Raw genomic sequence first — 23184 nt, 5'->3', positions numbered from 1 at the left:
ATCGAAGAAGGACCCCCATGACTTCTCTCAACACCTTCGCGACCCGCGAAGTCTGGTTCGTCACCGGCAGCCAGAACCTCTACGGCGAAGAGACCCTCCGACAGGTCGCCGAGCAGTCCCAGGCCGTCGCCGCCGGGCTGTCCGAGTTGCCCATCCGGGTCGTCTGGAAGCCCGTGCTGAAGGATGCCGACAGCATCCGCCGCCTCGCCCTCGACGTGAACGCCCGCGACGAGGTCATCGGGCTCATCGCGTGGATGCACACTTTCAGCCCAGCCAAGATGTGGATCGGCGGTCTCGACGCCCTGCAGAAGCCGCTGTTGCACCTGCACACGCAGGCCAACGTCGAACTGCCGTGGAGCGAGATCGACTTCGACTTCATGAACCTGAACCAGGCAGCCCACGGCGACCGGGAGTTCGGGTACATCCAGACCCGCCTGGGTGTTCCTCGCAAGACCGTCGTCGGGCACGTGTCGAACCCGGCAGTTCGCGACCAGATCGAGACATGGCAGCGCGCCGCTGCGGGCCTTGCCGCGATGCGCTCCCTGAAGCTCGCCCGCTTCGGTGACAACATGCGCTACGTCGCCGTAACCGAGGGCGACAAGACCGAGGCCGAGATCCGGTTCGGGGTGCAGGTCAACACCTGGGGCGTCAACGAGCTCGCAGATGCTGTCGCTGCGGCATCCGACGCGCAGATCGATGCACTCATCGACGAGTACGAAGAGCTGTACGAGATCGTTCCTGAGCTGCGTCGCGGCGGTGAGCGCCACCAGTCACTGCGCGACGGAGCGGCGATCGAGGTCGGGCTGCGCTCGTTCCTCGAGGCCGGCGGGTTCGGTGCCTTCACGACGAGCTTCGAAGATCTCGGCGCGCTCAAGCAACTGCCCGGCCTTGCCGTGCAGCGACTCATGGCCGAGGGGTACGGGTTCGGCGCCGAGGGCGACTGGAAGACCGCGATCCTCGTGCACGTCGCGAACGTCATGGGTGAGGGACTGCCCGGCGGTGCGAGCCTCATGGAGGACTACACCTACGACCTCGTGCCCGGAGACGAGAAGATCCTCGGCGCTCACATGCTCGAGGTCGCGCCCACCCTCTCCAGTGCCAAGGCGACTCTCGAGATCCACCCGCTCGGCATCGGCGGCAAGGATGACCCGGTCCGCCTGGTCTTCACCGCCGACCCTGGCCCCGCGGTCGTTGTCGCGATGAGCGACATGCGCGACCGGTTCCGCCTGGTTGCCAATGTCGTCGAGAACGTTTCTGCTCCCGACCTGCCGAAGCTCCCGGTGGGACGGGCGATCTGGAAGCCGGCGCCTGACTTCGCGACATCCGCGGCCTGCTGGCTGACGGCGGGGGCAGCTCACCACACCGTCATGTCGACGGCCGTCGGCATCGACGTCTTCCGCGACTTCGCCGAGCTCGCCGAGACCGAGCTGCTCGTGATCGATGAAGACACCACGGTCCGTGGCTTCCAGAAAGAGGTCCGCTGGAACCAGGCGTACTACCGCCTGGCGCAGGGTCTGTGACTCACCCTTCATCCGCGGTCAGGCAGACTGGCGATATGAACGATGAGTCTTCGGCCGTGATCCCGGCATCCGGAACGCAGTACACGATCACCGCTGGTGACTACGAGGCCACGATCGCAAGCGTCGGCGCAACCGTTCGGACCCTCACGTACCGTGGCCGGGACCTTGTCGTCCCGTTCGAGCCCGACATCGTGCGACCCGCCTTCCGCGGTGCCACGCTTGCGCCCTGGCCCAACCGCATCGTCGATGGACGGTACGTGTTCCGGGGACGTTCGTACGAGGTGGCTCTCACCGAACCCGGGCGCGGTCAGGCCCTCCACGGTCTCGCATCCTGGCTGGACTTCACGCCCGTCGAGACGGCGGAGAGCTGGGTCACTCTCGGAGCCACGATCGAACCGCAGCAGGGGTATCCCTGGCGTATCCGTGTCGAGACGACGTTCGCGATCGGTGCGGATGGCCTTACCCAGCGGGTGAAGGCGACCAATCTGAGTCACGACTTCGCGCCGTGGGGTACCGGTCCGCATCCGTATCTTGTCGCCCCGGGTGCCCTGGATGACTGGACCTTCACGCTTCCGGCGTCCCAGGTGCTCACGGTCACCCCCGACCGGCTCTCACCGGTCGGACTTCAGTCGGTGACTGCGGATGCCGAACGCTTCGATTTCCGTGAACCGCGGACCCTCGGCGCTGTCATGATCGATCACGCCTACACGGATCTTGTGCGCGACCGCGATGGGCTCGTGACAGCCCGGGTGACCGATGCCCAGGGTGCGGGCGCTTCGATCACGTGGGACTCGCGGTGCCCCTGGGTTCAGATCCACACGGCCGACCGGCCTGGCGGGCCGGCGGCTCCCGGGCACCGAGCGGGGCTCGCCGTCGAACCGATGACGTGTGCCCCCGACGCCTTCAACGACGAGAGCTACCCGTTCGACACGGGGCTCGCCGTGATCGCGCCGGGAGACGCCCACAAGGCGTCGTGGCGGATCGCTGCGCTTTCCTGAGAGTTAGCTGGAAGCGCAGGCCGCTTTCGCTCTAGGCTGTGGCCATGCTCGCAACTTCCATCACCGACCAGGCCAGTGTGTCCACCCTGTGGACGACGTCGCTCATCGGTCTTGCCATCTACGTCGTGGTCGCCATCGCTCTGTGGCGAGTCTTCTCGAAGGCGGGGTGGCCCGGCATCCTGGCGATCATCCCGATCGTGAACATGTTCATCCTCGTGAAGATTGCCGGATACTCCGCCTGGCTCGGTCTGCTGTACTTCGTGCCCATCGCCAACCTGGTGCTCGCAATCATCGTGGCGATCAAGGTTGGGGAGAAGTTCGGCAAGGGAGGCGCCTTCTCATTCTTCCTGCTGTTCCTGTTCCCATTCATTGGGTACCTGATCCTCGGTTTCGGCGACGCCCAGTACACCAAGCGCGCCTGAGTCCGATCCCACCACCCTTGCGGGCGCCGGCCACGGGTCGGCGCCCGCTCTCATGCCCCGATACCCTCTACCCAGGAGGTTGCGGATGGGCAGGACGGCCGATGCGATCGCCGAGGGCGTCATCATCGCCACCGCGGCGGCGCGCCTCAGCATCCGCAACCGGATTCTCGTCGACGCGATTCGCAACGACAGCGTCTTCTCGGTCGATGCCGTGAAGCCGTTCGCGCGGCAGACTCTCGAAGCGCTCGCCGACGAGCAGTCGGCAGCTGCAGATCGCGCCCGGGCCGACTGGCGTCGTGCGTGGGGGAAGCAGTCCGACCCGAGTGGGACTCACGATTATCGCGGGCGTGATTCCCGAAACCTGAGACGGCGTGCTCGGCAGTACACGGGGGTTGCCAAGGAACTCCGTGAGCGGGCGACCGACGATGCGGCACTCGAGCAGCTGATCGAGCAAGCACGCGATGCCGCGTGGGGTGATGTCGAATCGAACCTCGAGCGACGCCTGATCGTCGAGGCGATGCGGCCGGATCTCGACCCCGACTATGCGTCGATGCGCGCAGCGCGGATGCAATCGATCAGGCTCATCGACCTGCCTCGCCTCGCCTCTCACCAGCGCCGACTGAGCACCCCGGCGGCGTCGGCGCCGATCGTCGATGTCGAGGATGCCGGTCACGCTCCCGACGCTGATGAGGCCGGCGGCGAGTGAACCGCGGTAGGGCCGCCGACGATTCGCCGTGCAGGGCACTCGTGGGGTAATCTGGACGCTGGTTTGCTCGCGGAAACGCGAGGACCATGCGCCCGTAGCTCAATGGATAGAGCATCTGACTACGGATCAGAAGGTTGGGGGTTCGAGTCCCTCCGGGCGCGCACTGTGTTGAGACAGTGATGAGGTCCCTGAGCCCTGTGGCTCGGGGACCTTTTCGTTTCAGCGCGCGCTCACCGTGCGAAAGCCAGCGAACTGACCCTGCCAGATGTTGACGCGCCACGTGCCATCGGCATCCGGTTCCTCGTCGCCCCAGGGGTACTTCTTGTCCTCGAGCCCGCCCCGGGCCGCGTACTCCCACTCAGCCTCGGTCGGCAGGCGCCGCCCCGCCCATTCGCAGTACGCCATGGCGTCGTTCCAGGAGACGTGCACGACAGGGTGATCGCCGAGCCCGTCGATCGACGAGTGCGCTCCGCCCGGATGCCGCCAGTCGGCCCCGCGAACTCCGAACCACCAGGGGGTCGCGGTGGGCTGCCCCATGATGTCGCTCTCGGGAGCCTGCAGCGCCAGATGGAAGACGGCGGAGAACCCGAAGGTTTCGGCCTCCGTGAGATAGCCGGTGTCATCGACGAATCGCGCGAAATCGTCGTTCGTGACGCTCGTCGTGTCGATCTCGAACGCGCTGATCGAGACGTCGTGGCTCGGGGTCTCGCCGTCACCGACATTGGCGTCGCCGGAAGAGTCGCCCATGACGAAGCGGCCCGCGGGGATCTGCGCTTGGGGGATGCGGTGACGCGCACCCGACGAGGAGGAAGCGGCGGCGGCGGCGACCGGTGCCGTCCCGAGCGTCAGGAACTGCGATCGTCCCGGAGCGCCGCACGTGCACTCTGGTCCACATCCTCCCGCGGTTCTGCGTCGACATCCATGCGATCCTCCTCCAGCAGGCTACTGCGGCAACCGGGGCACCCACGCTCGATAGTGTTGTCTCACTCTCACCGGGAAGAGCGAGGAAGCGGATGCCTGGTCCGATGCCCCTGGACGGTGTCGTCGTCGCCGACCTCAGTCGCGTGCTGGCCGGGCCGCTGGCGGCATCCACCCTCGCTGACCTCGGTGCCGATGTGATCAAGGTGGAGCGTGCCGGGTCGGGCGATGACACGCGGCGGTGGGGTCCGCCGTGGACCGAGAACTCCTCGTCGTACTTCGAGTCAGCCAATCGGGGGAAGCGCTCCATCGCGCTCGACTTCGGTGACCCCGCCGATCTCGAACTGGCACACCGTCTCGTGTCACGGGCCGACGTTGTCATCGAGAACTTCCTGCCCGGCACTCTCGACCGCTTCGGGCTCGACTACGAGAGTGTGCATGCACGCAACCCCGGCGTGGTCTATGCCTCGATCACGGGTTTCGGGAGTCAGGCCGGTTCCCACGACGCGGGATACGACTTTCTCGTTCAGGCTGTGGGCGGGCTCATGGACATCACGGGCCCGCCCGGTTCCCCCTCCAAGGTCGGTGTCGCGATCGTCGATGTGCTGACGGCGAAGGATGCCACGGTCGCCATCCTCGCCGCCCTCTACGAGCGGGCACGCAGCGGGCTCGGCCAGCACGTCGAGGTTGCGCTCCTGTCGAGTCTGCTGGCGGCGCTCGTGAACCAGGGCTCGGGGTATCTTGCGACAGGCAGGTCGCCGCACTCGCTCGGCAATCGGCATCCGTCGATCGCGCCGTATGAGGCGCTCGAGACCGGCGAGGGAACACTTGCGCTCGCCGTGGGGAACGACGCGCAGTTCGCGCGGCTGTGCGAGATCGTCGGTGATCCCGACCTTGCCGGTGATCCCCGCTTCTCCACCAATGCGCAGCGCGTCGCCCACCGCGATGAGCTGGCTGCAGCCCTCGAAGCTCGGCTGCACGGCGACGCCGCGGCCTCGTGGGCGGCGCGACTGATGGATGCCGGGGTGCCCGCGGGCACGATCGGAAGCGTCGCCGACGGCTTCCTCCTGGCAGAACGTCTCGGCCTGGACCCGCGGGTCCCGGTCGCGGGTGGCATCGACCAGATCCGGTCTCCGCTGCGGCTCGAGCGGACACCGATCGGCCGGTACGAGCGCCCGCCGCGGCTTGACGAGCACCGCGACGAGATTCGCCGCTGGCTTGCCGCCGGCCCCGATCCGATCGGTCACGCGAGTGACCTGCCCGAAGGAGAAGCCCGTGGCATCCATGGATGACGTGATCGACGTCGCCGACATCGGCGCCCTGCTCAGCGAGGACGAGCGTGCCACGCGCGATGCCGTCCGCGCGTTCGTGGAGCGGCGCGTGAGCCCGTTCGTTGTCGATTGGTTTGAGCGGGGCGAGATCGATGATCTGCGCGGGCTCGCCAAAGACCTCGGACAGCTCGGGGTCCTCGGCATGCATCTCGAGGGGTACGGGTGTGCCGGAATGTCGGCCACCGAGTATGGCCTGGCATGCCTCGAGCTCGAAGCCGCCGATTCCGGCATCCGTTCGCTCGTGTCGGTGCAGGGGTCGCTGGCGATGTACGCGATCTGGCGCTGGGGGAGTGAGGAACACAAGCAGCGCTGGCTTCCCGGTATGGCTGCCGGTGACCTGATCGGATGCTTCGGTCTGACCGAACCGGATGCCGGCTCCGACCCCGCGAGCATGCGAACGCGAGCTCGCCGCGATGGCGAGGACTGGGTGCTCGAGGGCCGCAAGATGTGGATCACGAACGGGTCGGTCGCCGATGTCGCGATCGTCTGGGCGAACACCGATGGTGGCATCCGGGGGTTTGTCGTTCCGACGGACTCGGCGGGATTCTCGGCTCCCCAGATCCACCACAAGCTGTCGCTTCGGGCATCCGTGACCTCGGAACTCGTGCTCGATGCGGTGCGCCTGCCCGCGGATGCCGTGCTCCCCGAGGTGGTCGGGCTTCGCGGTCCGCTCAGCTGCCTCAACGAGGCGCGATACGGCATCACCTGGGGCGCGCTCGGTGCTGCGCGGTCGGCGCTCACGGCTGCCCTGACGTACGCGGGGGAGCGGATGCAGTTCGGCAAACCGATCGCGGCGTTCCAACTCACGCAGCAGAAACTCGTCGACGCCGTCGTCGAGTATGAGAAGGGACTGCTGCTCGCGCTCCATCTCGGACGTCGCAAGGATGCCGGCACGCTGACCCCGCAGCAGGTGAGCCTCGGCAAACTCAACAATGTGCGGGAGGCGCTGGAGATTTGCCGCACCGCCCGCACGATCCTCGGCGCAAACGGGATCTCGCTCGAGTACCCCGTCATCCGTCACGCCGCGAACCTTGAGTCGGTTCTGACCTACGAGGGCACCGTCGAGATGCACACGCTCGTCCTCGGCCAGGCGATCACGGGCATCCCCGCCTTCCGCTGAGCGCAGGATCCTGTTCGCCCAGAGCGAGGCATTTGCGCGCTCTGATATCTGGCACTCGGACGTTGAGAGTGCTAATCTGAACTCAGTTGAGTCGAGGTGACTCAACTTCTAGAACTCGGTCGGATGCCGCATCCGACCCCGCTCATAAAGGAGACGAGATGGCAACCTATGACCCGCTCCGCGAGATGGAGCGATTCGCGAACGCACTCTTCGACGGCAACCGCCGCGGACCGCGTCAGATGCCGATGGACCTCTACCGTGACGGCGACCACTACGTGCTCTCCGCCGACCTTCCGGGGATCGACCCCGGTTCGGTCGACGTGGATGTCGACGGCCAGCTGCTCACGATCCGCGCCGAGCGCACGCTCACCTCGCAGGAGGGCGTCAAGTGGATCACGCGTGAGCGTGAGGCCGGCAGCTTCCTGCGCCAGCTGAGCCTCGGGCAGGGGATCGACACCGAGGGCATCGCTGCCAGCTACGCGCACGGCGTGCTGACGGTCACGATTCCGGTGAGCCCGAAGGCCCAGCCGCGCAAGATCGACATCGCAACCGAGGCCCCGGCGACGATCACGGTCGACGAGTCCCACAGTGAAATCCAGGAGGCTGGCGCCAGCGCCTGACCTACTCTCCAGAAGCCCCCGGCCCGACAATGGACCGGGGGCTTCTGCCTGCTCGCGCGCGGCGGGACGAGTAGTCGCCGCGTCTAGGCTGAAGTGCGTGTCGACGACGACTCGTTTCCCCAGACAAGACTCCCGCAGTGAGATCACGGCTCCGGTCGAACTCACCCTTCCCGATGGTCGCCTGAACCCCGCCGCGGTCGGCTGGGCGCGCTCCCCACTCATCCGGACTGACGGGATCGGGCCGCGGCGGTCCTGGGGGCGGAACAAGCGGTGGGAGTACTGGAACGTCATGACGCCGCGATTCATCGTGGGCATCACGGTCTCCGCCATCGACTACGCCGCTGTGCACGAGGTCTGGGTGTTCGATCGGGAGACGAGCGAGGCCGTCCACCGTGCCGCCACCGTCGTTCCCGCACGCGGCGTGAGCCTGCCCGGGTCGCTCGGGTTGGGGCCCGCTTCGGCACGCGCCAAGAATCTTCGGATCGACATCGTTGACGACGCTCGCGGAGCCCGGATGCACGTCGAGGTGCCGCGCGCCGTCATCGATGTGTTTGCCGAGAAGCCTGCCGGGCACGAGAGTCTCGCCGTCGTCGTGCCGTGGACCGACCGTCGATTCCAATACACGGTCAAGGATGTCGCGCGTCCCGCGACCGGCATGATCACCGTTGATGGCGAGGTGTACGACCTGCCGACGGGGGAGTCGTGGGCGGTACTCGACCACGGCCGCGGGCGATGGCCGTACGACATCACCTGGAACTGGGGCGCGGGGTCTGGCCGCTACGAGGGCAGCGTGATCGGCATCCAGGTCGGCGGGAAGTGGACCGACCGCACCGGCGCTACCGAAAACGCGTTCTTCGTTGACGGTCGGATGCGCAAGATCCACGACGATCTGGCGTGGGACTACGACCAGGCGGACTTCCTGCGTCCGTGGTCAGTGCGCGGCGGCGGTCTGGACGCGCGATTCGTGCCGTTCTATGACCGTGTCGCGCGAACGAACCTGGGCATCATCGCGGCGGCGACCGACCAGTGCTTCGGCGCGTGGTCAGGCACTTTCACGACGGTCAGCGGCGAGGTTATCCCGTTCGAGGGCATCGAGGGATGGGCGGAGCACGTCCACAACCGGTGGTAGCGGCTCCCCCCGGATGCCGGCGTCAGCGGGAGTCCGGGCGCGGCTGACGCAGCTTCGCGGTGAGCGTGCGCAGCTGTTCGAGCTCGGCGTCGCTCAGGGTCGACATCCGTTCGGCGATGGCCCTGCCGTGGGCTGAGGCGACCTTGCGGAACAGGCTCGCGCCCCGATCTGTTGCGGTGACAACTGCGCCGCGGCCATCGTCAGGGTCTGAACACTTCGTCAGCAGCCCCGAGACGACCATCCGGTCGACCAGGCGCGAAACGCTCGGCTGGCTGATCAGCATGTTGGATGTCACATCGCGCAGGCGCGCCGACATCCCCGGCGCGCGGGTGACGGTGAGCAGGACGTCGTACTCGCCCTGCGTCAGTTCGCCGACGATGAAGTCGCCACTGATCTCGGCGAGCACTTCGTGTTGCGCGCGGAACAGACTCTCCCAGGCGTCGATCGCCAGTCGCCGGTCCGTCATGCACACCAGAGTACGACCATGGCGACACCCCTAGGCTGATCTCATGTCAGCCCGGATCCTGCTGCACCGGACCGTCGGCGCCGTCGCGACGCTCGCCATCGCCCTGGTCGCGATCGTCGCCTGCTCGGTGAGTGTGTCGTTCGGGGACGAGGCCGCGGCGGTATCGACCGACGTCGACGACTTCGTCTTCGAGAGCATGGATGCCGATTACACGCTCGGCCGTGCGGAAGACGGCACCAGCACGATGACGGTCGTGGAGACGTTCGTCGCGATCTTCCCCGAGTACGACCAGAACCGGGGGATGCGCCGCATCCTGCCCGATTCGTACCTGGGCGCGCCGCTGCACCCCCAGCTCGTGTCGATCACCGACGCCGACGGGGCCCCGAGGCCCGCCGAGGTCGAGAGCGAGGATGGCGTCTACGCCATGACCTCGCGTGCTGACGACTACGTCCACGGTGCGCAGGCCTACGTCTTCACCTACACGCTCGAGAACGTCGCCCGCTTCTTCGATGACACCGGCGTGGACGAACTGTATTGGAACGTCAACGGCGTCGACTGGGCCCAGCCCTTCGGATCGGTCTCGGCTACGCTGCACGTTCCGACCGAGCTCGCACCCGCGCTCACGGGGGCGGAGTCCTGTTACGTCGGTGCGGCAGGCGCTACCGACCAGTGCCCGATCGCCTCGACGACGGATGCCGCCGGCGCCGTGACGGTCACGGCATCCGCCACCGACCTGCAGCCGTACGAGACAGTCACGATCTCCGTCGCCTTTGACGTCGACACCTTCATGTCGTTCGACAGCTCCTATGTCGCCTCGCCGTTCGGGTGGCTGCAGGCTCTCGCTTTTCTCGGTGTCATCGGGTCGCTCGTGTGGGCGATCGTGTTCCGGGTCAGGATGCTGCGCGACGAGCCCGGACGACCGACGATCATCGCCGAGTACGCACCGCCGCCGCGCATTGATGCACTCGAGAGCGCGGTGCTGCTCGGCAAGACGACGAAGGCGATTCCTGCGGAGGTGCTCGAACAGGCGGTGGTCGGCAGCATCCGGATCGAGGAAGCGGGCCGCAAGCTCTTCGGCGGCCTGAAGCTCAAGGCGGTGCTGGTGGATCCGGCCCGCGCCGACGGTGACGGACTCCTGCTGCTGCAGGGGCTGTTCCCCACCATGGTGCCCGGAGATGAGTATGAGTTCGGGTCCAATGACACGCGACTCTCGTCGGCTGCGCGCCGCATCATCAAGGCGGCGGAGCGAGAGCTTGACACGCGCGGGCTTCGTCGCCGGGTTCCCCGTGGCTCGCGGTTCTGGCCGATGCTCGGGGCGATCGTGTTCGGCATCCTGACGATCGTGTTCGGGTTCCTCGCGCTTGGTGCGTACGTCGACGCCACCATCCCCGTGCTCCTGATGATTCCGGCTTTCGTGATGATCTTCGTGGTCGCCGGCCTCGTTTCCCGTAAGCCGCTCACGGCCGCCGGTGCCGAGACCCGCGATCACCTGAAGGGCCTGCAGGTCTTCATCGAGTGGGCCGAGGCCGACCGGATCCGAATGCTGCAGTCGCCGCAGGGCGCCGAGCGGATCGCGCTCGACGACAGCGGTGCGCGTGTGGATCCCGCGAACCCCCGCCAGATGCTGCGGATCTACGAGACGCTGCTGCCCTACGCCGTGGTGTTCGGCCAAGAAGAGGAATGGGCCGAACACCTCGCTGTGCTCTACGACCAGACCGGCGTCCCCGGCTGGTATGTCGGCACGGCGGGATTCAACGCTGCTGCCTTCTCCTCAGGGATCTCGACCCTCTCGACCACCACCACGTCGTCCACCTCGGGCGGCTCCAGCGGCGGCGGAAGCGCCGGCGGCGGTGGCGGGGGTGGTGGCGGTGGCGGGGTCTGAGAGGGAGCACCCACATTAGATTGTGCACAATTAAATTGTGTGCAATGCTTTTTCTGTGATCGCGAAAGAGAAGGTCCCAGAGCGCGCCCTCGACCGGATGCTGTGCTTCTCGCTCTACGCGGCACATCGCGCCACGACACAGGCCTATCGCCGCACCCTCAAGCCGTGGGGACTGACCTACCCGCAATACCTCGTGCTCGTAGAGCTCTGGGAGCGGGAGCCGCGTACCGTCACGGAACTCGGCGATGACCTGGTCCTCGACTCCGGCACGCTCTCGCCCCTCCTGAGCCGCCTGGAGGCTCTCGGATTCGTCGCGCGTGCGCGCTCCAGCGAGGATGCTCGCGTCGTGACGATTCGGCTCACCGATCGCGGCGCAGCCCTTCGGGAAGAGCTCGCCCACGTGCCCGGCGAGATCGCCCGGTGCATGGGCATACCTCTCGACATGGCGCAGTCCCTGGCATCGGAGGTGCGGGCATACACAGCCAGCGTCCAGGCCGGCAGCGCTTCGCACGTCTGACGCTTCCGACTCGCCGCCGGGGTGATTGCGATCACGCGTGCCCGCGAGCAGCCACGAATCCCCATACAGAAGGAGAACCCCATGGAAACCCTGTACACCGCTGAAGCCCTGGCCACCGGCGACGGCCGCAACGGTCACGTGGCGACGATCGACGGTTTGCTGGATGCCGACGTGCGCGTGCCGAAAGAGATGGGTGGCGCGGGCGGCGCGCTCAACCCCGAGCTGCTGTTCGCCGCGGGGTACGCCGCCTGTTTCCACAGCGCGCTGTTGAGTGTCGCGCGCCGCGAGAAGGTGCAGCTCCACGACACCAGCGTCGGTGCCCGCGTGGGTATCGGACCCAACGGTGACGGAGGGTTCGGCCTGGCTGTCGAGCTCGAGGTCGTCATCCCGGACGTTGCGGCCGATCAGGCGCAGGCGCTGGCTGACGCCGCACACCTCGTCTGCCCCTACTCCAACGCGACCCGAGGCAACATCGAGGTCATCGTCCGCGTCGTCGAGGACTGACCTCGAGCAGACGAACGACAGGGCCGGCGGAGAGGCATCCGACCGGCCCCTGCCGTTCACGCTGCTCACTGGGCGAGATCTGCCGCTGATAGAGTCCGTGCCACAACAGTTCATCAGCGGGCGGGCGACGCCATCCGGGTCGGGGGATGCGTCGGAAAGCGATTCCGTCTGTGACTGATCCGTCGTCGGGGCGTTCTGCCCTCGCCGCCTACCGCGCCCTGCCCTCTCTCGCTGGCTGGGGCTATCTCATTGCGACGTCGCTCGGGCGCCTGCCGGTGTCGATGGTCCCGCTTGCCATACTCACCCTCGCGACATCGGCGACCGGCTCCATCGCGGTCGGCGGAGTGGCCGCCGCCGCGACGGCGCTCGGCGAGGCGGTCGGAGCGCCCGTCGGCGGTGCCCTCTCTGATCGATGGGGCCAGCGCCGCGTGCTCCTGATCGGCGTCGTGACCAATGTCGCATCCGTCGTGGCATTCGTCCTCGCCGTCGGGCACGTGCCCGACGGGTTGGCTGTCGCGCTCGCCGGCCTCGCGGGCCTTTCCCTGCCACAGGTCGGACCCCTCTCGCGGGTCCGGTGGCTCGCCATGTCGCGCAATGACGTCTCGGCAGCCTTCGCGTTCGAGGGCGTCGTCGACGAGGTCGTCTACATCATCGGTCCGGCGCTGGTCGGCATCGTTGCCGTCGTGCTGTCGCCGCAGCTCTCGCTCCTGGCGGCCGCAGCGTTGATCGCGGTGTTCGTGACACAGTTCGCGCTTCACCGCAGTGCCGCGCTGGTGCCGCGCCGGGAGCCGACGACGGATGCCGACGTCGTCGCTGCCGCTGAGGGTGGACGTGCGCGTTCGGCAATGGCGGCTCTCGTCCTGGCGGGGATGCTCGCGATGGGGGTGTTCTTCGGCGCGAGCCAGGCGGGTCTCACGGCGTTCGCACGCACGCAGGGGGTGCCGGACGCGGGTGCGCTGTTCTACGCCGTCATGGCCATCGGGTCGGCTGTCACGACGATGGCGATGGTCGCGCTGCCGTCATCCATCGGCCCCTGGATGCGATGGATCGGCGCAGCCGTCGGCATGGCTCTCGGGGGCATCGGGATGACCCTAGCCCCGACCGTGCCCATCCTTCTGATGTTCGCGGTCTTCGCGGGCGCCTTCCAGGGGCCGGCACTTCTTACGCTCTATAGCGTCGCGGGATCCATCGCCGAACGCACTCGGGCGGGCGTTCTCATGACGCTCACCGGCAGTGGTGTGGTCTTGGGCGTCGGTATCGGTACCGCAGTCGGCGGTGCTGGTGCGGCGATCGGGGGTGCCGCAGCCGCTTTCAGCCTCGTCGTGGCGGCATCCGTTCTGCTCGCCCTGCTCGGCGGTGTCGCAGGGGTCCTCGGTCGCGAGCGGCGATGACGCCGAGGCATCGTTCGGGTACAAGTAAGGGCCGGTCGGAGAGGCTTCCGACCGGCCCTTGTCCCTTGCACCAAGAGTGTCCTGCAATCACATGTCGGTAGCTGCCACAGCAAAACAACTACCGTGCAAGCACTCTATAACGGTGAGGTAACGGAAGGGAAGACCTCACCGTTATCTTTTTGTGATTCATAGCCAGCGCATGATCCGGTCAGGATTCGTGGAGGTTTCGTTCAGGAAGAGCACCCAGACTCGGACACTTGTGTGCCGCCCGAGGCACACTTTTCCGGGCCCACTGGTGCTGCCCGCTTGATTCTCCGAACAGGAAGCCACTGAATTCGTGCGTCAACGTTCATCGTCAACTCCCCTCGTTTCCCGTCCCCGCGCTCGTGCTCTGACCGCAGCCGCGATGGGGCTCACCTTGCTGCTGGGGGTCTCATCGACTGCCGCCTTCGCACAGACGCCGGCTCTCGCGACCGTCCCCACCGCGCGGAGCGAAGCACCGCCGATTCCGGCATCCATCCAAACTGACGCCTCCTCCGTCGAGTCGCTCACCTCTGATGCCAAAGCCGCACTTGCTGCCGCGGCGACCGTTGCGGCGGATGCCACTGCTCTGAATGGGGAGGTCGCGGCATCCGGGCTGACGGTCGACGCCCCCACTACTGTCTCGGTGTCGGCTGTGGAAGCGGCAACCGCCGATTTGGATGGACTGGATCTTCTGCCGATCGTGCTGCTGCCCTCGCTCACCTCAGCGGTCACGGATGCCGTTGCCGACACGCAGGCCAAGATTGACGGGCTGCGCGAGCGACTGGCCGCTGCAGTCGCAGCTGAGGAAGCCCGCCGGGCTGCCGAGGAAGCTGCAGCCAAGGCCGCGGCTGAAGAAGCCGCGCGCGTTGCAGCTGAGGAGGCTGCGCGCGCAGCGGCCGCGGCAGCGCCGGCCGTTTCCGGGCCCGTGGCGTCCACGGGCGATAACTCCCCGGGTGCGGCGCAGGCTGCTGCCCGCGACATCATGGCGTCGCAGTACGGCTGGGGTGACGGTGAGTTCTCGTGCCTCGTGTCGCTGTGGAACAAGGAGTCCGGCTGGAACTATGCCGCCTACAACTCCTCGAGTGGTGCCGGCGGTATTCCGCAGGCGCTCCCCGCCAGCAAGATGAGCTCCGCCGGTGGCGACTGGGCGTCCAATGCTGTCACGCAGGTTCGCTGGGGGCTCGGCTACATCGCGGGCCGCTACGGCTCGCCGTGCAACGCGTGGAGCCACTCGCAGTCCACTGGCTGGTACTGAGCCGGGACACAAGTAAGGGCCGGTCGGAGAGGCTTCCGACCGGCCCTTGTCCCTTGCACCAAGAGTGTCCTGCAATCACATGCCGGTAGCTGCCACAGCAAAACAACTACCGTGCAAGCACTCTATAACGGTGAGGTAACGGAGGGGAAGACCTCACCGTTATCTTTTTGTGATTCGTCTCGGGCTCCACTGATCTGTTGTCCGACGCCACGCAAGTTGTCAGTAGCGCCAAGTGAACTGTCAGTAAAGCCAAGCGCGTGTCATCCGCGCCATTGAATCTGTCAGTCGTTCGGCGCGTCGCGCAACGCACCAGGCGCCCGCCGACGTAACTTGGCGCCGAGCACGTACCCGATGTACGCATTGTCAGGCTCACGATCCTCGACCACGAGAGACCTCGCACGGTGATCCTGACAACCTTCGCGCCATCCGGGCACACCGCCTCGGAACTCGCAGCTGGGACTGTCGAGGTGAAGTACGGCGGTCGGGTCTGTGATATCGGGCCCGATCAAGTAAGCGAACTTGAGCTGTCGCGGATCGATCCCATCCGAATCTCCAAGGCGTACCCGGGGCGGGAGAACTACTCCGGCGTGTACTGGTCGGCGACGACGGGACGCCACCATTGGTTCGAGTCGCTGTACGAGAAGACGGCGCTGTCAGTTCTCGATCGCGATCCTGCCGTGGTCGACATTGCCACGCAGCCATTCAAGCTTCGCTGGGGCAGTCTGGGCATGGCGCACTTCCCTGACTTCCTCATCCGCAGGTCGGACGGGTCGCGGCTCATCGTCGACGTTCGTCCCCGCCGACGGATCAAAGCGCGAGACGCCGAACTCTTCGCGATCACGGCGGCGTGGGCCGCCTCGCTCGAGATGGACTACCGCCTGTTTGCGGACCTCACGAAGGTTGAGGACTGGAACCTTCGTCTTCTCTCCGGCTACCGCCACCCCCGCTGGGCATGCCCTGCGCCGGTCGCGGAGATGCTCACCGCCCGCCGAGAGGAGGCGCGCACGCTCCGCGACTGGGCGTCGCGCTTCCGCGGCACCAGCAGCCCCACGCGCGGCTTGCTCCTCGCGGCGATCTGGCACGGCGCGCTCGAGGTGGATCTCAGTCGCCGACTCGAGTTCGAATCGGTCGCAGTGTGCACGGGGAGGGGATGGAGATGAATCTGGAGCTCGGAGACCGTGTGGTCTGGGACGGAGTGGTGTTCGAACTGATCGCGTACGACGCCTCGTCGGCTCGTCTGCGCGCTGTGGACGAGGGGTACGTTCGCGTGGTCCTCATCAACGAGATGCAGCGGGACCCATCGATCGAGTGGCCTCAACGAGAAGTTCGTCAGGTTCGCACGTTCGATCCGCAATCGCTGAAGGCGCTGCCGCTGCACCAACAGATGAAGATAGAACTGTGGTTACCGCACGTGACCCGACTTGACCGGTTCTTGAACTCAGCGCGCAGAGACGTGGAGGAGACGAACCGGATCATAGCCGAGATCGTGCGCAGTGTCGGCCAGCTGACGCCGGGTGGCTCCGTCGATCCGCGCACCGTATGGCGAAAGCTGCAGGCCTACCGGGACTTCGGCGCTCTGGGTCTCATTGACAAGCGCTACAGGGCGAGGGAGGCGAAGGGGCGCGACCCTCTTCTCCTCGAAATCGTTTCCGCTGTGTGCCGCGACGCCGACAAGCAATCCACAGGAACGCGTGGACGGATCGTCGACGACATCCTGTACGCCATCACTGATCGATACGGAGAGAATCCGCCGTTCGACGTCCCGAGTAATCGAACGCTGGACCGCATCGTGAGCGAGATGCCTCGAGCCAAGCATCTGACGAGATCCGCGAAGACGCGCGCCTCACTCGCGAACCGTCCGCAGCGCGAGTTTCGGCAACACCAGTCGCCCCGCCTCGGCGAGCACGTCCAGATCGACACGACCAAGTTCGACGCGGAGATCATGCTGGAGAACGGGCGAGTGACAACGCGGAACGGGGTCGAGCACCCGGAGATGACCATCCTGCTCGAGATCAGAAGCCGCACTCCGATGGCTGCGGTGCTGCGAGCCGGCGGGACGAAGTCCGTAGATCTCGTCACGCTGCTCGCCCGTGCACTCACGCCCTACGAGCGGCGACCTCAGGGTGCGCGAGAAACGCGGGAATTGGTGTCGGCGGCGTGGGCCGATCCGCACGGAATCACCCAACAAGAGCTAGATCGCCATCGGTCAGTGATGCCCGTGATTTTCCCCGAGAACATCACGGTTGATCACGGCAAGATCTTCACGTCCACGGCATTCACCGAGGCGTGCGAGAGGTTGGGAATCTCGATCATCGAATGCAACCCATACACACCCACGGGAAGCCGCATGTCGAGGCGAACTTCGGTTCGGTGGCGGAGCAGTTCGCTCAGTACCTTCGCAGCTATGTGGGGCGAAGTGTCGAGCATCGCGGCAAGGGGCAATCGCCGCATCCCGCTCCGACGCTCCTGCAGGCGCAGGAGTTGCTCGATGACTGGATCGCTGTTCACTGGATGAACAGGCCCCACGACGGGTTGCGAGACCCATTGCGTCCAAGCCGCGCGCTCACGCCGATGGAGATGGTCGACATGCTGCGGCAGATCACCCCGGACATTCCCATCCCATTCGGACGCGAGGAGTACATCAGCCTCCTTCCCCGAGAGAATCGGACGATCCAGGACTATGGCGTCAACATCGGTCGGCGTCGATATTCGTCGCCGCGGCTGCGGGACATTGTAGCGGTCACGCCGAATGCCGCTCGTCGAAAGTGGGCCATTCGGCGTGACCCGTTCAACCTGTACACCGTGTGGCTCGAGTATGGCGAGGAGTTCATTCCGCTGCACTGGAAAGCGGGCGATGCGGAGATGCCCTTCCGCGATGAGGTCCATCGCCAGCTCCGGTCGAGCGACGGAGCGCAAGGCACCGACGCGCGTCGGGTCTCGGCGGCGCTGAAAGAGGGCATTCGCCGCGGTCGGTTCGGCGACCCGACCGCGGTACGGGGGGACGCGCGTGCGCGCGCCGCAATGTCCGATCCGATGGCGCTGTCGAGCCCGCACGCGGAGGCGCCGACCGCCGAGGACGCCGCTGCCCCGACTGGGCTCTCCAACGGGCGGTTCCGGCGCACTGGCGGCAACGGCTTCCTCGAGATCGACGACGAGGGGCTGTGGGCTGAGTCGGGCGGATTCAGCAGCCAGACCGAAGACACACGAGGACGGCTCGATGATTGATCTGAGCGTCGGTTCGCTGAAGAAGCCCAACTGGCAGACGAAGGAGGGCTGGTCCGACTTCGTGGGCGAGCAACTCGTCGAGCCGGAGGTCATGACCCGCAACGACCTTGACGCACTCACCGAAGACGAGCGAACTACCTACTGCCTTCGACGTCTCGACTTCATGGCGAACGGCCGCATCTCTTTGACCGCGGAGGTCAAGGCGATCAGAGACGAGCTTCGACTGCGGATGGTGGCGAACGCTCGCAAACGCGGCGGCAAGTTCGGTCTCATCATCAACGGTGTCCCCAACGCGGGGAAGTCGACGACCGTCACCCGCCTTGCGAAGGAGTTCGAGATTCAGCGCCGGGTCCGCGGCAACCCGCACGGTCAACGGAGTGTGATCCCAGTGATCTACGTGTCGACACCGTCGGACTGCACACCGAAGTCGCTGCTCGTCGAGTTCCACCACTTCCTCGGACGGCCGACACGCCCTCGGATGACCGCCCCCGAACTACTCAACGGCCTGGCAGATGTCGTCGAGAGATGCGGCACGGAACTCATCATTATCGATGAGATCCACAACCTGAACCAGGAGCGGCAGGGCGCATCTGACGCGACGAACTATCTCAAGCAGCTGTCCGAGAAGTGTCAGGCGACCTTCGTCTACGTCGGCGCCAACGTCGAAGACACGGGGCTCCTCGACGGGGGTTGGGCAGCCCAGGTGGCGACCCGATTCAGGATCATGGACCTCGACGCACACCAGTTGAACAATCAGCGCAATCGAGATCGATGGTGCGCGCTTCTGGAGGACCTGGAAGCCAACGCAAAGCTCGTTGCTCAGGAGCCGGGATCCATCGTGGACGACGCCGAGCTTCTCTGGGAAGCCAGCCACGGCCGGGTCGGCGAAGTGGCAGGCATCATCGAGTTGGCCGTGATCGAGGCCATGGAGTCGGAATCGGAGCGCCTCAACTTCAGTCGCTTGCGCGCCGCGATGGATGACGAGCGCCGCCGTCGTGCACGGCGCCAACTTGACGAGGGGAGCGGTGAATGACCCGGCCTGTCGCGCTCCCAGTCTCCATCCGACCGCTTCCCGGAGAGACGGTCGTCGGGTATGTCGGCCGGCTTGCTCCCGCCAACGGTCTCACCTTTCGCGACCTGCGGCTTCACATCCGGGACCTCGGCAATCTGCCGGAGACGAACCCCGATGTCGAGAAGGTTCCGAGGCTCGTCGAGGCGCTCGGAGGGCTCACAGAGGGCTTTTTCGAGCTGCACGCAAGAAAGCACTGCATGTTCGTGAGGTGTAGCCACTACGGGTGGCGTCCGGGCAGGTGTCGGCGGTGCTCTCAACCCCAGACGCCGCGCTCGGAGTGTCTGCGATGCTCAGCTGGAACGCCGACCACAACTCGGAGGCGTGGGGCCGGAGTCTGTCTGCATCATCGACGCTGGCATCTCGACAGCCGTGACGTGGATGTGTCCAGGCACTCGGAGTTCGGCCGTGCAGAGAGATGGATGAGCGGAAGACTCTGGTTCCACGGCATCGCGCTCCACACTGGGGAACTGCAGCTCGCGGTGCGACTCCTCCTCGCCGCGCTTCGGGACTCACCCGACGCCGCGGAGCGAGCTCGAGAACGCGCCGACGAGTTCGGCGCCTCGCTGTACGGACCCTACGAGGATTCGCTGCTCTGCCTCTACCCCGAGGCGGTCGCACTCACCGGAATCCTCATCGATCCGGAGTTCCTGCGGTATCTGCTCAGTCCGCGATACAAGTCGTGGGATCAAGTCGAGATCATGCAGGCGGCTGTGGCAGGTGTTCTGGGAGGTACGGGCGGTCGGCATCTGCGGGAGATCTCCCGGCTAGTGGTCGAGCGAAGTCAGTATGCTGTCATGGCCGCGTACGGCGCCAAGAAGGCTTACGGAGTGAAGACCATCAGGTGCGGCCTGGACAAGGCGCTCTTCGCCTCGGCGCGTTCCAGCAGGGCGTGCCTACTTCGTCACCTCGATACGGTACGAATGCCGAGCAGTTGGGATGCACCACCATCGTGGGGAGCGCCGCGCAACTCCATCCTGAATCGAGCGCGCTTGCTCCCCGACGACCTCGATCTTCCGCTGCCTGCGCCGTGGCGCGGCTCAAGCGGCTCAGCTGATGTCGATGGAGAAGCCCGGTCGGATGACGGTGTCATGCCCGAACACGATGCTGATGGCGCCGGCACGCGCCCACGAGACGATGAGCCATTGGCGGACAAGCGCGAGCTGGTGCTGTCGCTCAGGGAGCGGGCGTGACGGATCGTCGATGACTTCGCGCCAGTCCTCGGGCTCGAACATTGCGGCCAGGAGTTCGTCACAGGTTGGCCCCTGTGCGTGCTCCTCCCACCAGGTCCGCGTGGTCTCGTACGCGTGTGCTGCGAGCGACGAACCATTGGGCTCGGCAAGAAGATTGAGCAGGGCGTCTAGGAATGGATCCGGCGTGAGAGTGCCGAAGGCTGGATGCTCCGCCAGTTCACGCATCATGAACGCAGATTGCCATACCGATTAGGCCATACGGAGCAAGCCTCGCCGTGAACCTGAGAAGGTGCGTAGCCCGTCGTCCTCGAGCCCGGATTGGGATGGCTACGCTCGGGCGATCGGTACGAACATCCAGCGTCAGCGCGTGGCTCGTGGCTACAGTCAGGACCGCGTTGCCTACGAGGCGAACCTGAGCAGGTACACGTACCAGAAGCTCGAGAAGGGTGAGTCAAGGCCGGGCACGCCCGCCAATCCGAGACTGATGACACTCCTCGCGATCGCGCAGGTGCTCGGTGTTGACCTTGGCGATCTACTGCCAGCCTCCGCTCCGGATCTCTCAGCCAGATAGTCGACTCTCCGGGCCCGAAACTTGCATCCACGCGCACCTCGCGCTCTCGTCGGAGTCGACGGGACTCGATAGCGGCGTGGACATCTCCGTCGTCAGATGCAAAACTACTCGGTTCGAAGTCGGGAGGTCGCCATGGGCGTCGAAGGCCAGTCAGAGGATTGGGAACGCATCATCCAGGGGATGATCGAGCGCGCCAGGGAGACGGCGCCATCCGAGCCCGGCGTCTACAAGATGCCGTGCGGTGAGTGCGTGGTCGACTTCTTCGTCACCGCGGAGGGCGAGGAGCGTTGGCTCGTCGCAGGCGACGGCCACTCCTATACGCGGGAGTCGGTCGTGGTCGCGCGTCACGGTGAGCATCCCTGGGTGCGTCTCTACTCGCTCGCCGACGCCGCAGCGGAGATCGCAAGGCTCGCCGCGTTGAGGGAAGGTGATCTGGATCGCGTAGTCGAGGACTTGACCGAGTCGATCGACGATCGCGAGATCGAGAGCGTTGTGCGTGAACGCGCCGGGATGCGCGAGGTGCCGCTCGCAGAAGTCGCTGATCGCTTCGGGATCGATCTGGACGACGAGCGAGACCCAACTCCCGACACGTGAGCGGAAGTCTGTCAGGAAGAAGATGGTGACCCTCACCGTTTGCCCGTTCGCCACGCGCGACGTCCATCCCGGACCACGTCCGCGCCTCGCGATAACGTGACATTCATTCCATGTAATGAGAGTCAGGAGCTACGGTGCTCCGTCGAGAGAGTGTGAGATGGCGCGAGTAGCGAAGCCGAAGCCCCAGAAGTCTCTGGAGCAGACCCTTTGGGAGGCGGCCGACAAGCTGCGGGGCAACCAGGAGCCGAGCGAGTACAAGCATGTCGTGCTTGGGCTCGTGTTCCTCAAGTACATCTCCGACCGCTTTGAGGAGCGCCGCAGCGCCCTCGAGGGCGAGCTGGTCGCGGAGGGGATCAAGTCGGAGCGGCTCGCCTCTTTCCTCGAGGACCGTGACGAATACACCAGCCACAACGTGTTCTGGGTACCAGAGCTGGCACGCTGGAGCCATATCCAGTCGGTGGCGAAGTTGCCTGAGATCGGGCAGGAGATCGACCAGGCGATGGATCTCATCGAGAAGGAGAACCCGTCGCTTCGCGGTGTGCTCCCCCGCAACTATGGGCGCGATGGTCTCGACAAGCGCCGTCTCGGCGAGCTCGTCGACCTGATCGGCGCAATCGGCTTCACCAGGGCCGACGACCACGGCGCCGATGACGTGCTGGGACGCGTCTACGAGTACTTCCTCGGCCAGTTCGCAGGCAAGGAGACTGGGAAAGACGCCGGAGCGTTCTACACACCCCGTTGGGTGGTGAAACTTCTCGTCGAGATGCTGGAACCGTACAGGGGGCGCGTTTACGACCCCGCGGCCGGATCCGGCGGCATGTTTGTGCAGTCCGCCGAGTTCGTGAAGGCGCACGGTGGTAAGCGCACCGACATCTCGGTTTACGGGCAGGAGTTTACGAACACGACTTGGAAACTCGCGAAGATGAACCTCGCGCTTCGCGGGATAGAAGCCGACCTCGGGCCTCGCTCAGCCGACTCGTTCACTGAAGACTTGCACCCAGACCTCCGCGCTGACTTCGTCATCGCCAATCCTCCCTTCAACGTCTCTGACTGGTGGGACGCAAAGCTGGCCGACGATCCGCGCTGGAGGTACGGAACTCCGCCGCAGGGGAACGCGAACTTCGCATGGGTGCAGCACTTCATTTATCATCTGAGCCCGAAGGGCACGGCGGGATTCGTGCTGGCTAACGGATCACTCAACTCGAAGCAGGGTGGGGAAGGAGAGATCCGGCGCAAGCTAGTGGAGGACGATCTCGTCGATTGCATCGTTGCGCTGCCCGACCGCCTCTTCTTCAATACAGGCATACCTGTGTCGCTTTGGTTCGTTAGCAAGGACAGGCACGGAAACGGACATCGTGAGCGTGAAGGCGAGGTGCTCTTCATCGATGCTCGCAAGATGGGTACTGACTTCACTCGCAAGGTTCGTCAGCTAACGGGAGATGAGATTGGTCGGATCTCGAATACATATCATTCCTGGCGGAATCATGGCGGCGGGTACCAGGATGTCCCCGGCTTCGCGAAAGCTGCCTCGATTGAGCGGATCCGTGAGCATGATTTCGTTCTGACCCCGGGGCGTTATGTCGGCACCGAGGTATCGGAGGTTGACGAGGAGCCGATCGACAAGAAGCTTCAACGCCTGATCGCGGACCTGACGAGCGAACTAGACAGGGCGCTCGATCTGGACGACAACCTGCGCAGACAGCTAGGTCGGCTCGAACCGTGAAGCGCG

At 65.7% G+C, this 23184-nt stretch carries 23 protein-coding genes and 1 tRNA gene; 22 read left to right on the top strand and 2 right to left on the bottom strand.

The annotated features are described in order from the left end of the window. Positions 1-17: 17 nt before the first annotated feature. From araA to AADH62_RS05770, 5 genes are all read left to right on the top strand, one after another. On the top strand, positions 18-1520 hold the full coding sequence (gene araA / locus AADH62_RS05790; protein WP_341578668.1) for an L-arabinose isomerase: 1503 nt from the start codon (positions 18-20) through the stop codon (positions 1518-1520). 35 nt (positions 1521-1555) lie between these two features. Continuing rightward, on the top strand, positions 1556-2518 hold the full coding sequence (locus AADH62_RS05785; RefSeq protein ID WP_341578667.1) for an aldose 1-epimerase family protein: 963 nt from the start codon (positions 1556-1558) through the stop codon (positions 2516-2518). Between the two features lie 44 nt (positions 2519-2562). Then, positions 2563-2940: a DUF5684 domain-containing protein gene (locus AADH62_RS05780; protein ID WP_300590701.1), complete on the top strand. Its 378-nt coding sequence runs from the start codon at positions 2563-2565 to the stop codon at positions 2938-2940. A gap of 85 nt (positions 2941-3025) precedes the next feature. After that, positions 3026-3646, top strand: coding sequence for an asparagine synthase (locus AADH62_RS05775; RefSeq protein ID WP_341578666.1), 621 nt, complete (start codon positions 3026-3028; stop codon positions 3644-3646). 88 nt (positions 3647-3734) lie between these two features. After that, a tRNA-Arg gene (locus tag AADH62_RS05770) sits at positions 3735-3807 on the top strand. Positions 3808-3865: 58 nt separating this feature from the next. On the opposite strand, the gene AADH62_RS05765 is transcribed toward AADH62_RS05770, so the two are convergent. After that, complete coding sequence (locus tag AADH62_RS05765) at positions 3866-4414, bottom strand: SUMF1/EgtB/PvdO family nonheme iron enzyme (RefSeq protein WP_341578757.1); 549 nt, start codon at positions 4412-4414, stop codon at positions 3866-3868. A 245-nt stretch (positions 4415-4659) separates the two neighbouring features. Here AADH62_RS05765 and AADH62_RS05760 point away from each other — a divergent pair, with 245 nt between their 5' ends. The 4 genes from AADH62_RS05760 to AADH62_RS05745 all read left to right on the top strand — a co-directional run bounded on the left by AADH62_RS05760 (position 4660) and on the right by AADH62_RS05745 (position 8764). Then, positions 4660-5856, top strand: coding sequence for a CoA transferase (locus tag AADH62_RS05760; protein ID WP_341578665.1), 1197 nt, complete (start codon positions 4660-4662; stop codon positions 5854-5856). Further along, a complete protein-coding gene (locus tag AADH62_RS05755) occupies positions 5849-7015 on the top strand; it encodes an acyl-CoA dehydrogenase family protein (RefSeq protein WP_341578756.1) in 1167 nt (388 codons plus the stop codon). The genes AADH62_RS05760 and AADH62_RS05755 overlap by 8 nt, the downstream gene beginning before the upstream one ends. A gap of 158 nt (positions 7016-7173) precedes the next feature. After that, a complete protein-coding gene (locus AADH62_RS05750; protein WP_341578664.1) occupies positions 7174-7635 on the top strand; it encodes an Hsp20/alpha crystallin family protein in 462 nt (153 codons plus the stop codon). Between the two features lie 97 nt (positions 7636-7732). Further along, the gene (locus tag AADH62_RS05745; protein ID WP_341578663.1) at positions 7733-8764 is read left to right on the top strand and encodes a DUF2804 domain-containing protein; all 1032 of its coding nucleotides are present in this window, start codon (positions 7733-7735) and stop codon (positions 8762-8764) included. 22 nt (positions 8765-8786) lie between these two features. Here AADH62_RS05745 and AADH62_RS05740 read toward each other — a convergent pair whose 3' ends face one another. Beyond that, positions 8787-9230 carry a MarR family winged helix-turn-helix transcriptional regulator gene (locus tag AADH62_RS05740; RefSeq protein ID WP_341578662.1) on the bottom strand — a complete coding sequence of 148 codons (444 nt, stop codon included), beginning with the start codon at positions 9228-9230 and terminating at the stop codon, positions 8787-8789. A 43-nt stretch (positions 9231-9273) separates the two neighbouring features. Between AADH62_RS05740 and AADH62_RS05735 the strand changes: the two genes are divergently transcribed. From AADH62_RS05735 to AADH62_RS05675, 13 genes are all read left to right on the top strand, one after another. Beyond that, the gene (locus tag AADH62_RS05735) at positions 9274-11112 is read left to right on the top strand and encodes a DUF2207 domain-containing protein (protein WP_341578661.1); all 1839 of its coding nucleotides are present in this window, start codon (positions 9274-9276) and stop codon (positions 11110-11112) included. Between the two features lie 97 nt (positions 11113-11209). Then, positions 11210-11629, top strand: coding sequence for a MarR family transcriptional regulator (locus AADH62_RS05730; RefSeq protein ID WP_341578755.1), 420 nt, complete (start codon positions 11210-11212; stop codon positions 11627-11629). An 81-nt stretch (positions 11630-11710) separates the two neighbouring features. Beyond that, complete coding sequence (locus AADH62_RS05725) at positions 11711-12133, top strand: organic hydroperoxide resistance protein (protein ID WP_292707794.1); 423 nt, start codon at positions 11711-11713, stop codon at positions 12131-12133. Between the two features lie 170 nt (positions 12134-12303). Then, positions 12304-13524 carry an MFS transporter gene (locus AADH62_RS05720; RefSeq protein ID WP_341578660.1) on the top strand — a complete coding sequence of 407 codons (1221 nt, stop codon included), beginning with the start codon at positions 12304-12306 and terminating at the stop codon, positions 13522-13524. Positions 13525-13930: 406 nt separating this feature from the next. Further along, the gene (locus AADH62_RS05715; protein ID WP_300591308.1) at positions 13931-14803 is read left to right on the top strand and encodes a hypothetical protein; all 873 of its coding nucleotides are present in this window, start codon (positions 13931-13933) and stop codon (positions 14801-14803) included. Between the two features lie 401 nt (positions 14804-15204). Further along, positions 15205-15963 carry a TnsA-like heteromeric transposase endonuclease subunit gene (locus tag AADH62_RS05710; protein ID WP_341578659.1) on the top strand — a complete coding sequence of 253 codons (759 nt, stop codon included), beginning with the start codon at positions 15205-15207 and terminating at the stop codon, positions 15961-15963. Beyond that, on the top strand, positions 15954-17318 hold the full coding sequence (locus tag AADH62_RS05705) for a hypothetical protein (protein ID WP_341578658.1): 1365 nt from the start codon (positions 15954-15956) through the stop codon (positions 17316-17318). The genes AADH62_RS05710 and AADH62_RS05705 overlap by 10 nt, the downstream gene beginning before the upstream one ends. 71 nt (positions 17319-17389) lie before the next feature. After that, positions 17390-18028: a Mu transposase C-terminal domain-containing protein gene (locus AADH62_RS05700; RefSeq protein ID WP_341578657.1), complete on the top strand. Its 639-nt coding sequence runs from the start codon at positions 17390-17392 to the stop codon at positions 18026-18028. Continuing rightward, positions 18021-19061 (top strand): TniB family NTP-binding protein, encoded by a 1041-nt coding sequence (locus AADH62_RS05695; RefSeq protein ID WP_341578656.1) that lies wholly within the window; start codon positions 18021-18023, stop codon positions 19059-19061. Before AADH62_RS05700 ends, AADH62_RS05695 begins: the two co-directional genes overlap by 8 nt. 458 nt (positions 19062-19519) lie before the next feature. Further along, on the top strand, positions 19520-20290 hold the full coding sequence (locus AADH62_RS05690; protein ID WP_341578655.1) for a hypothetical protein: 771 nt from the start codon (positions 19520-19522) through the stop codon (positions 20288-20290). A gap of 289 nt (positions 20291-20579) precedes the next feature. Next, entirely contained in the window at positions 20580-20861 is a 282-nt protein-coding gene (locus tag AADH62_RS05685) for a helix-turn-helix transcriptional regulator (RefSeq protein ID WP_341578654.1), read from the top strand. 132 nt (positions 20862-20993) lie between these two features. Then, complete coding sequence (locus AADH62_RS05680; RefSeq protein ID WP_341578653.1) at positions 20994-21455, top strand: zinc ABC transporter ATPase; 462 nt, start codon at positions 20994-20996, stop codon at positions 21453-21455. A 157-nt stretch (positions 21456-21612) separates the two neighbouring features. Then, positions 21613-23178 (top strand): class I SAM-dependent DNA methyltransferase, encoded by a 1566-nt coding sequence (locus AADH62_RS05675; RefSeq protein ID WP_341578652.1) that lies wholly within the window; start codon positions 21613-21615, stop codon positions 23176-23178. Positions 23179-23184 lie beyond the last annotated feature (6 nt).

The sequence above is a fragment of the Microbacterium schleiferi genome (genome assembly GCF_038150145.1).
Classification (GTDB): domain Bacteria; phylum Actinomycetota; class Actinomycetes; order Actinomycetales; family Microbacteriaceae; genus Microbacterium; species Microbacterium schleiferi_B.
This window is presented reverse-complemented; position numbering and strand designations above follow the sequence as displayed.

Coding starts and splice junctions, on each gene's coding strand:
- AADH62_RS05705 (WP_341578658.1), top strand. CDS start 15,954: ATGGAGATGAATCTGGAGCTCGGAGACCGTGTGGTCTGGGACGGAGTG.
- AADH62_RS05690 (WP_341578655.1), top strand. CDS start 19,520: ATGAGCGGAAGACTCTGGTTCCACGGCATCGCGCTCCACACTGGGGAA.
- AADH62_RS05760 (WP_341578665.1), top strand. CDS start 4,660: ATGCCTGGTCCGATGCCCCTGGACGGTGTCGTCGTCGCCGACCTCAGT.
- AADH62_RS05725 (WP_292707794.1), top strand. CDS start 11,711: ATGGAAACCCTGTACACCGCTGAAGCCCTGGCCACCGGCGACGGCCGC.
- AADH62_RS05750 (WP_341578664.1), top strand. CDS start 7,174: ATGGCAACCTATGACCCGCTCCGCGAGATGGAGCGATTCGCGAACGCA.
- AADH62_RS05700 (WP_341578657.1), top strand. CDS start 17,390: ATGCTGCGGCAGATCACCCCGGACATTCCCATCCCATTCGGACGCGAG.
- AADH62_RS05695 (WP_341578656.1), top strand. CDS start 18,021: ATGATTGATCTGAGCGTCGGTTCGCTGAAGAAGCCCAACTGGCAGACG.
- AADH62_RS05785 (WP_341578667.1), top strand. CDS start 1,556: ATGAACGATGAGTCTTCGGCCGTGATCCCGGCATCCGGAACGCAGTAC.
- AADH62_RS05775 (WP_341578666.1), top strand. CDS start 3,026: ATGGGCAGGACGGCCGATGCGATCGCCGAGGGCGTCATCATCGCCACC.
- AADH62_RS05735 (WP_341578661.1), top strand. CDS start 9,274: ATGTCAGCCCGGATCCTGCTGCACCGGACCGTCGGCGCCGTCGCGACG.
- AADH62_RS05755 (WP_341578756.1), top strand. CDS start 5,849: ATGGATGACGTGATCGACGTCGCCGACATCGGCGCCCTGCTCAGCGAG.
- AADH62_RS05730 (WP_341578755.1), top strand. CDS start 11,210: ATGCTGTGCTTCTCGCTCTACGCGGCACATCGCGCCACGACACAGGCC.
- AADH62_RS05780 (WP_300590701.1), top strand. CDS start 2,563: ATGCTCGCAACTTCCATCACCGACCAGGCCAGTGTGTCCACCCTGTGG.
- araA (WP_341578668.1), top strand. CDS start 18: ATGACTTCTCTCAACACCTTCGCGACCCGCGAAGTCTGGTTCGTCACC.
- AADH62_RS05680 (WP_341578653.1), top strand. CDS start 20,994: ATGGGCGTCGAAGGCCAGTCAGAGGATTGGGAACGCATCATCCAGGGG.
- AADH62_RS05715 (WP_300591308.1), top strand. CDS start 13,931: ATGGGGCTCACCTTGCTGCTGGGGGTCTCATCGACTGCCGCCTTCGCA.
- AADH62_RS05675 (WP_341578652.1), top strand. CDS start 21,613: ATGGCGCGAGTAGCGAAGCCGAAGCCCCAGAAGTCTCTGGAGCAGACC.
- AADH62_RS05740 (WP_341578662.1), bottom strand. CDS start 9,230: ATGACGGACCGGCGACTGGCGATCGACGCCTGGGAGAGTCTGTTCCGC.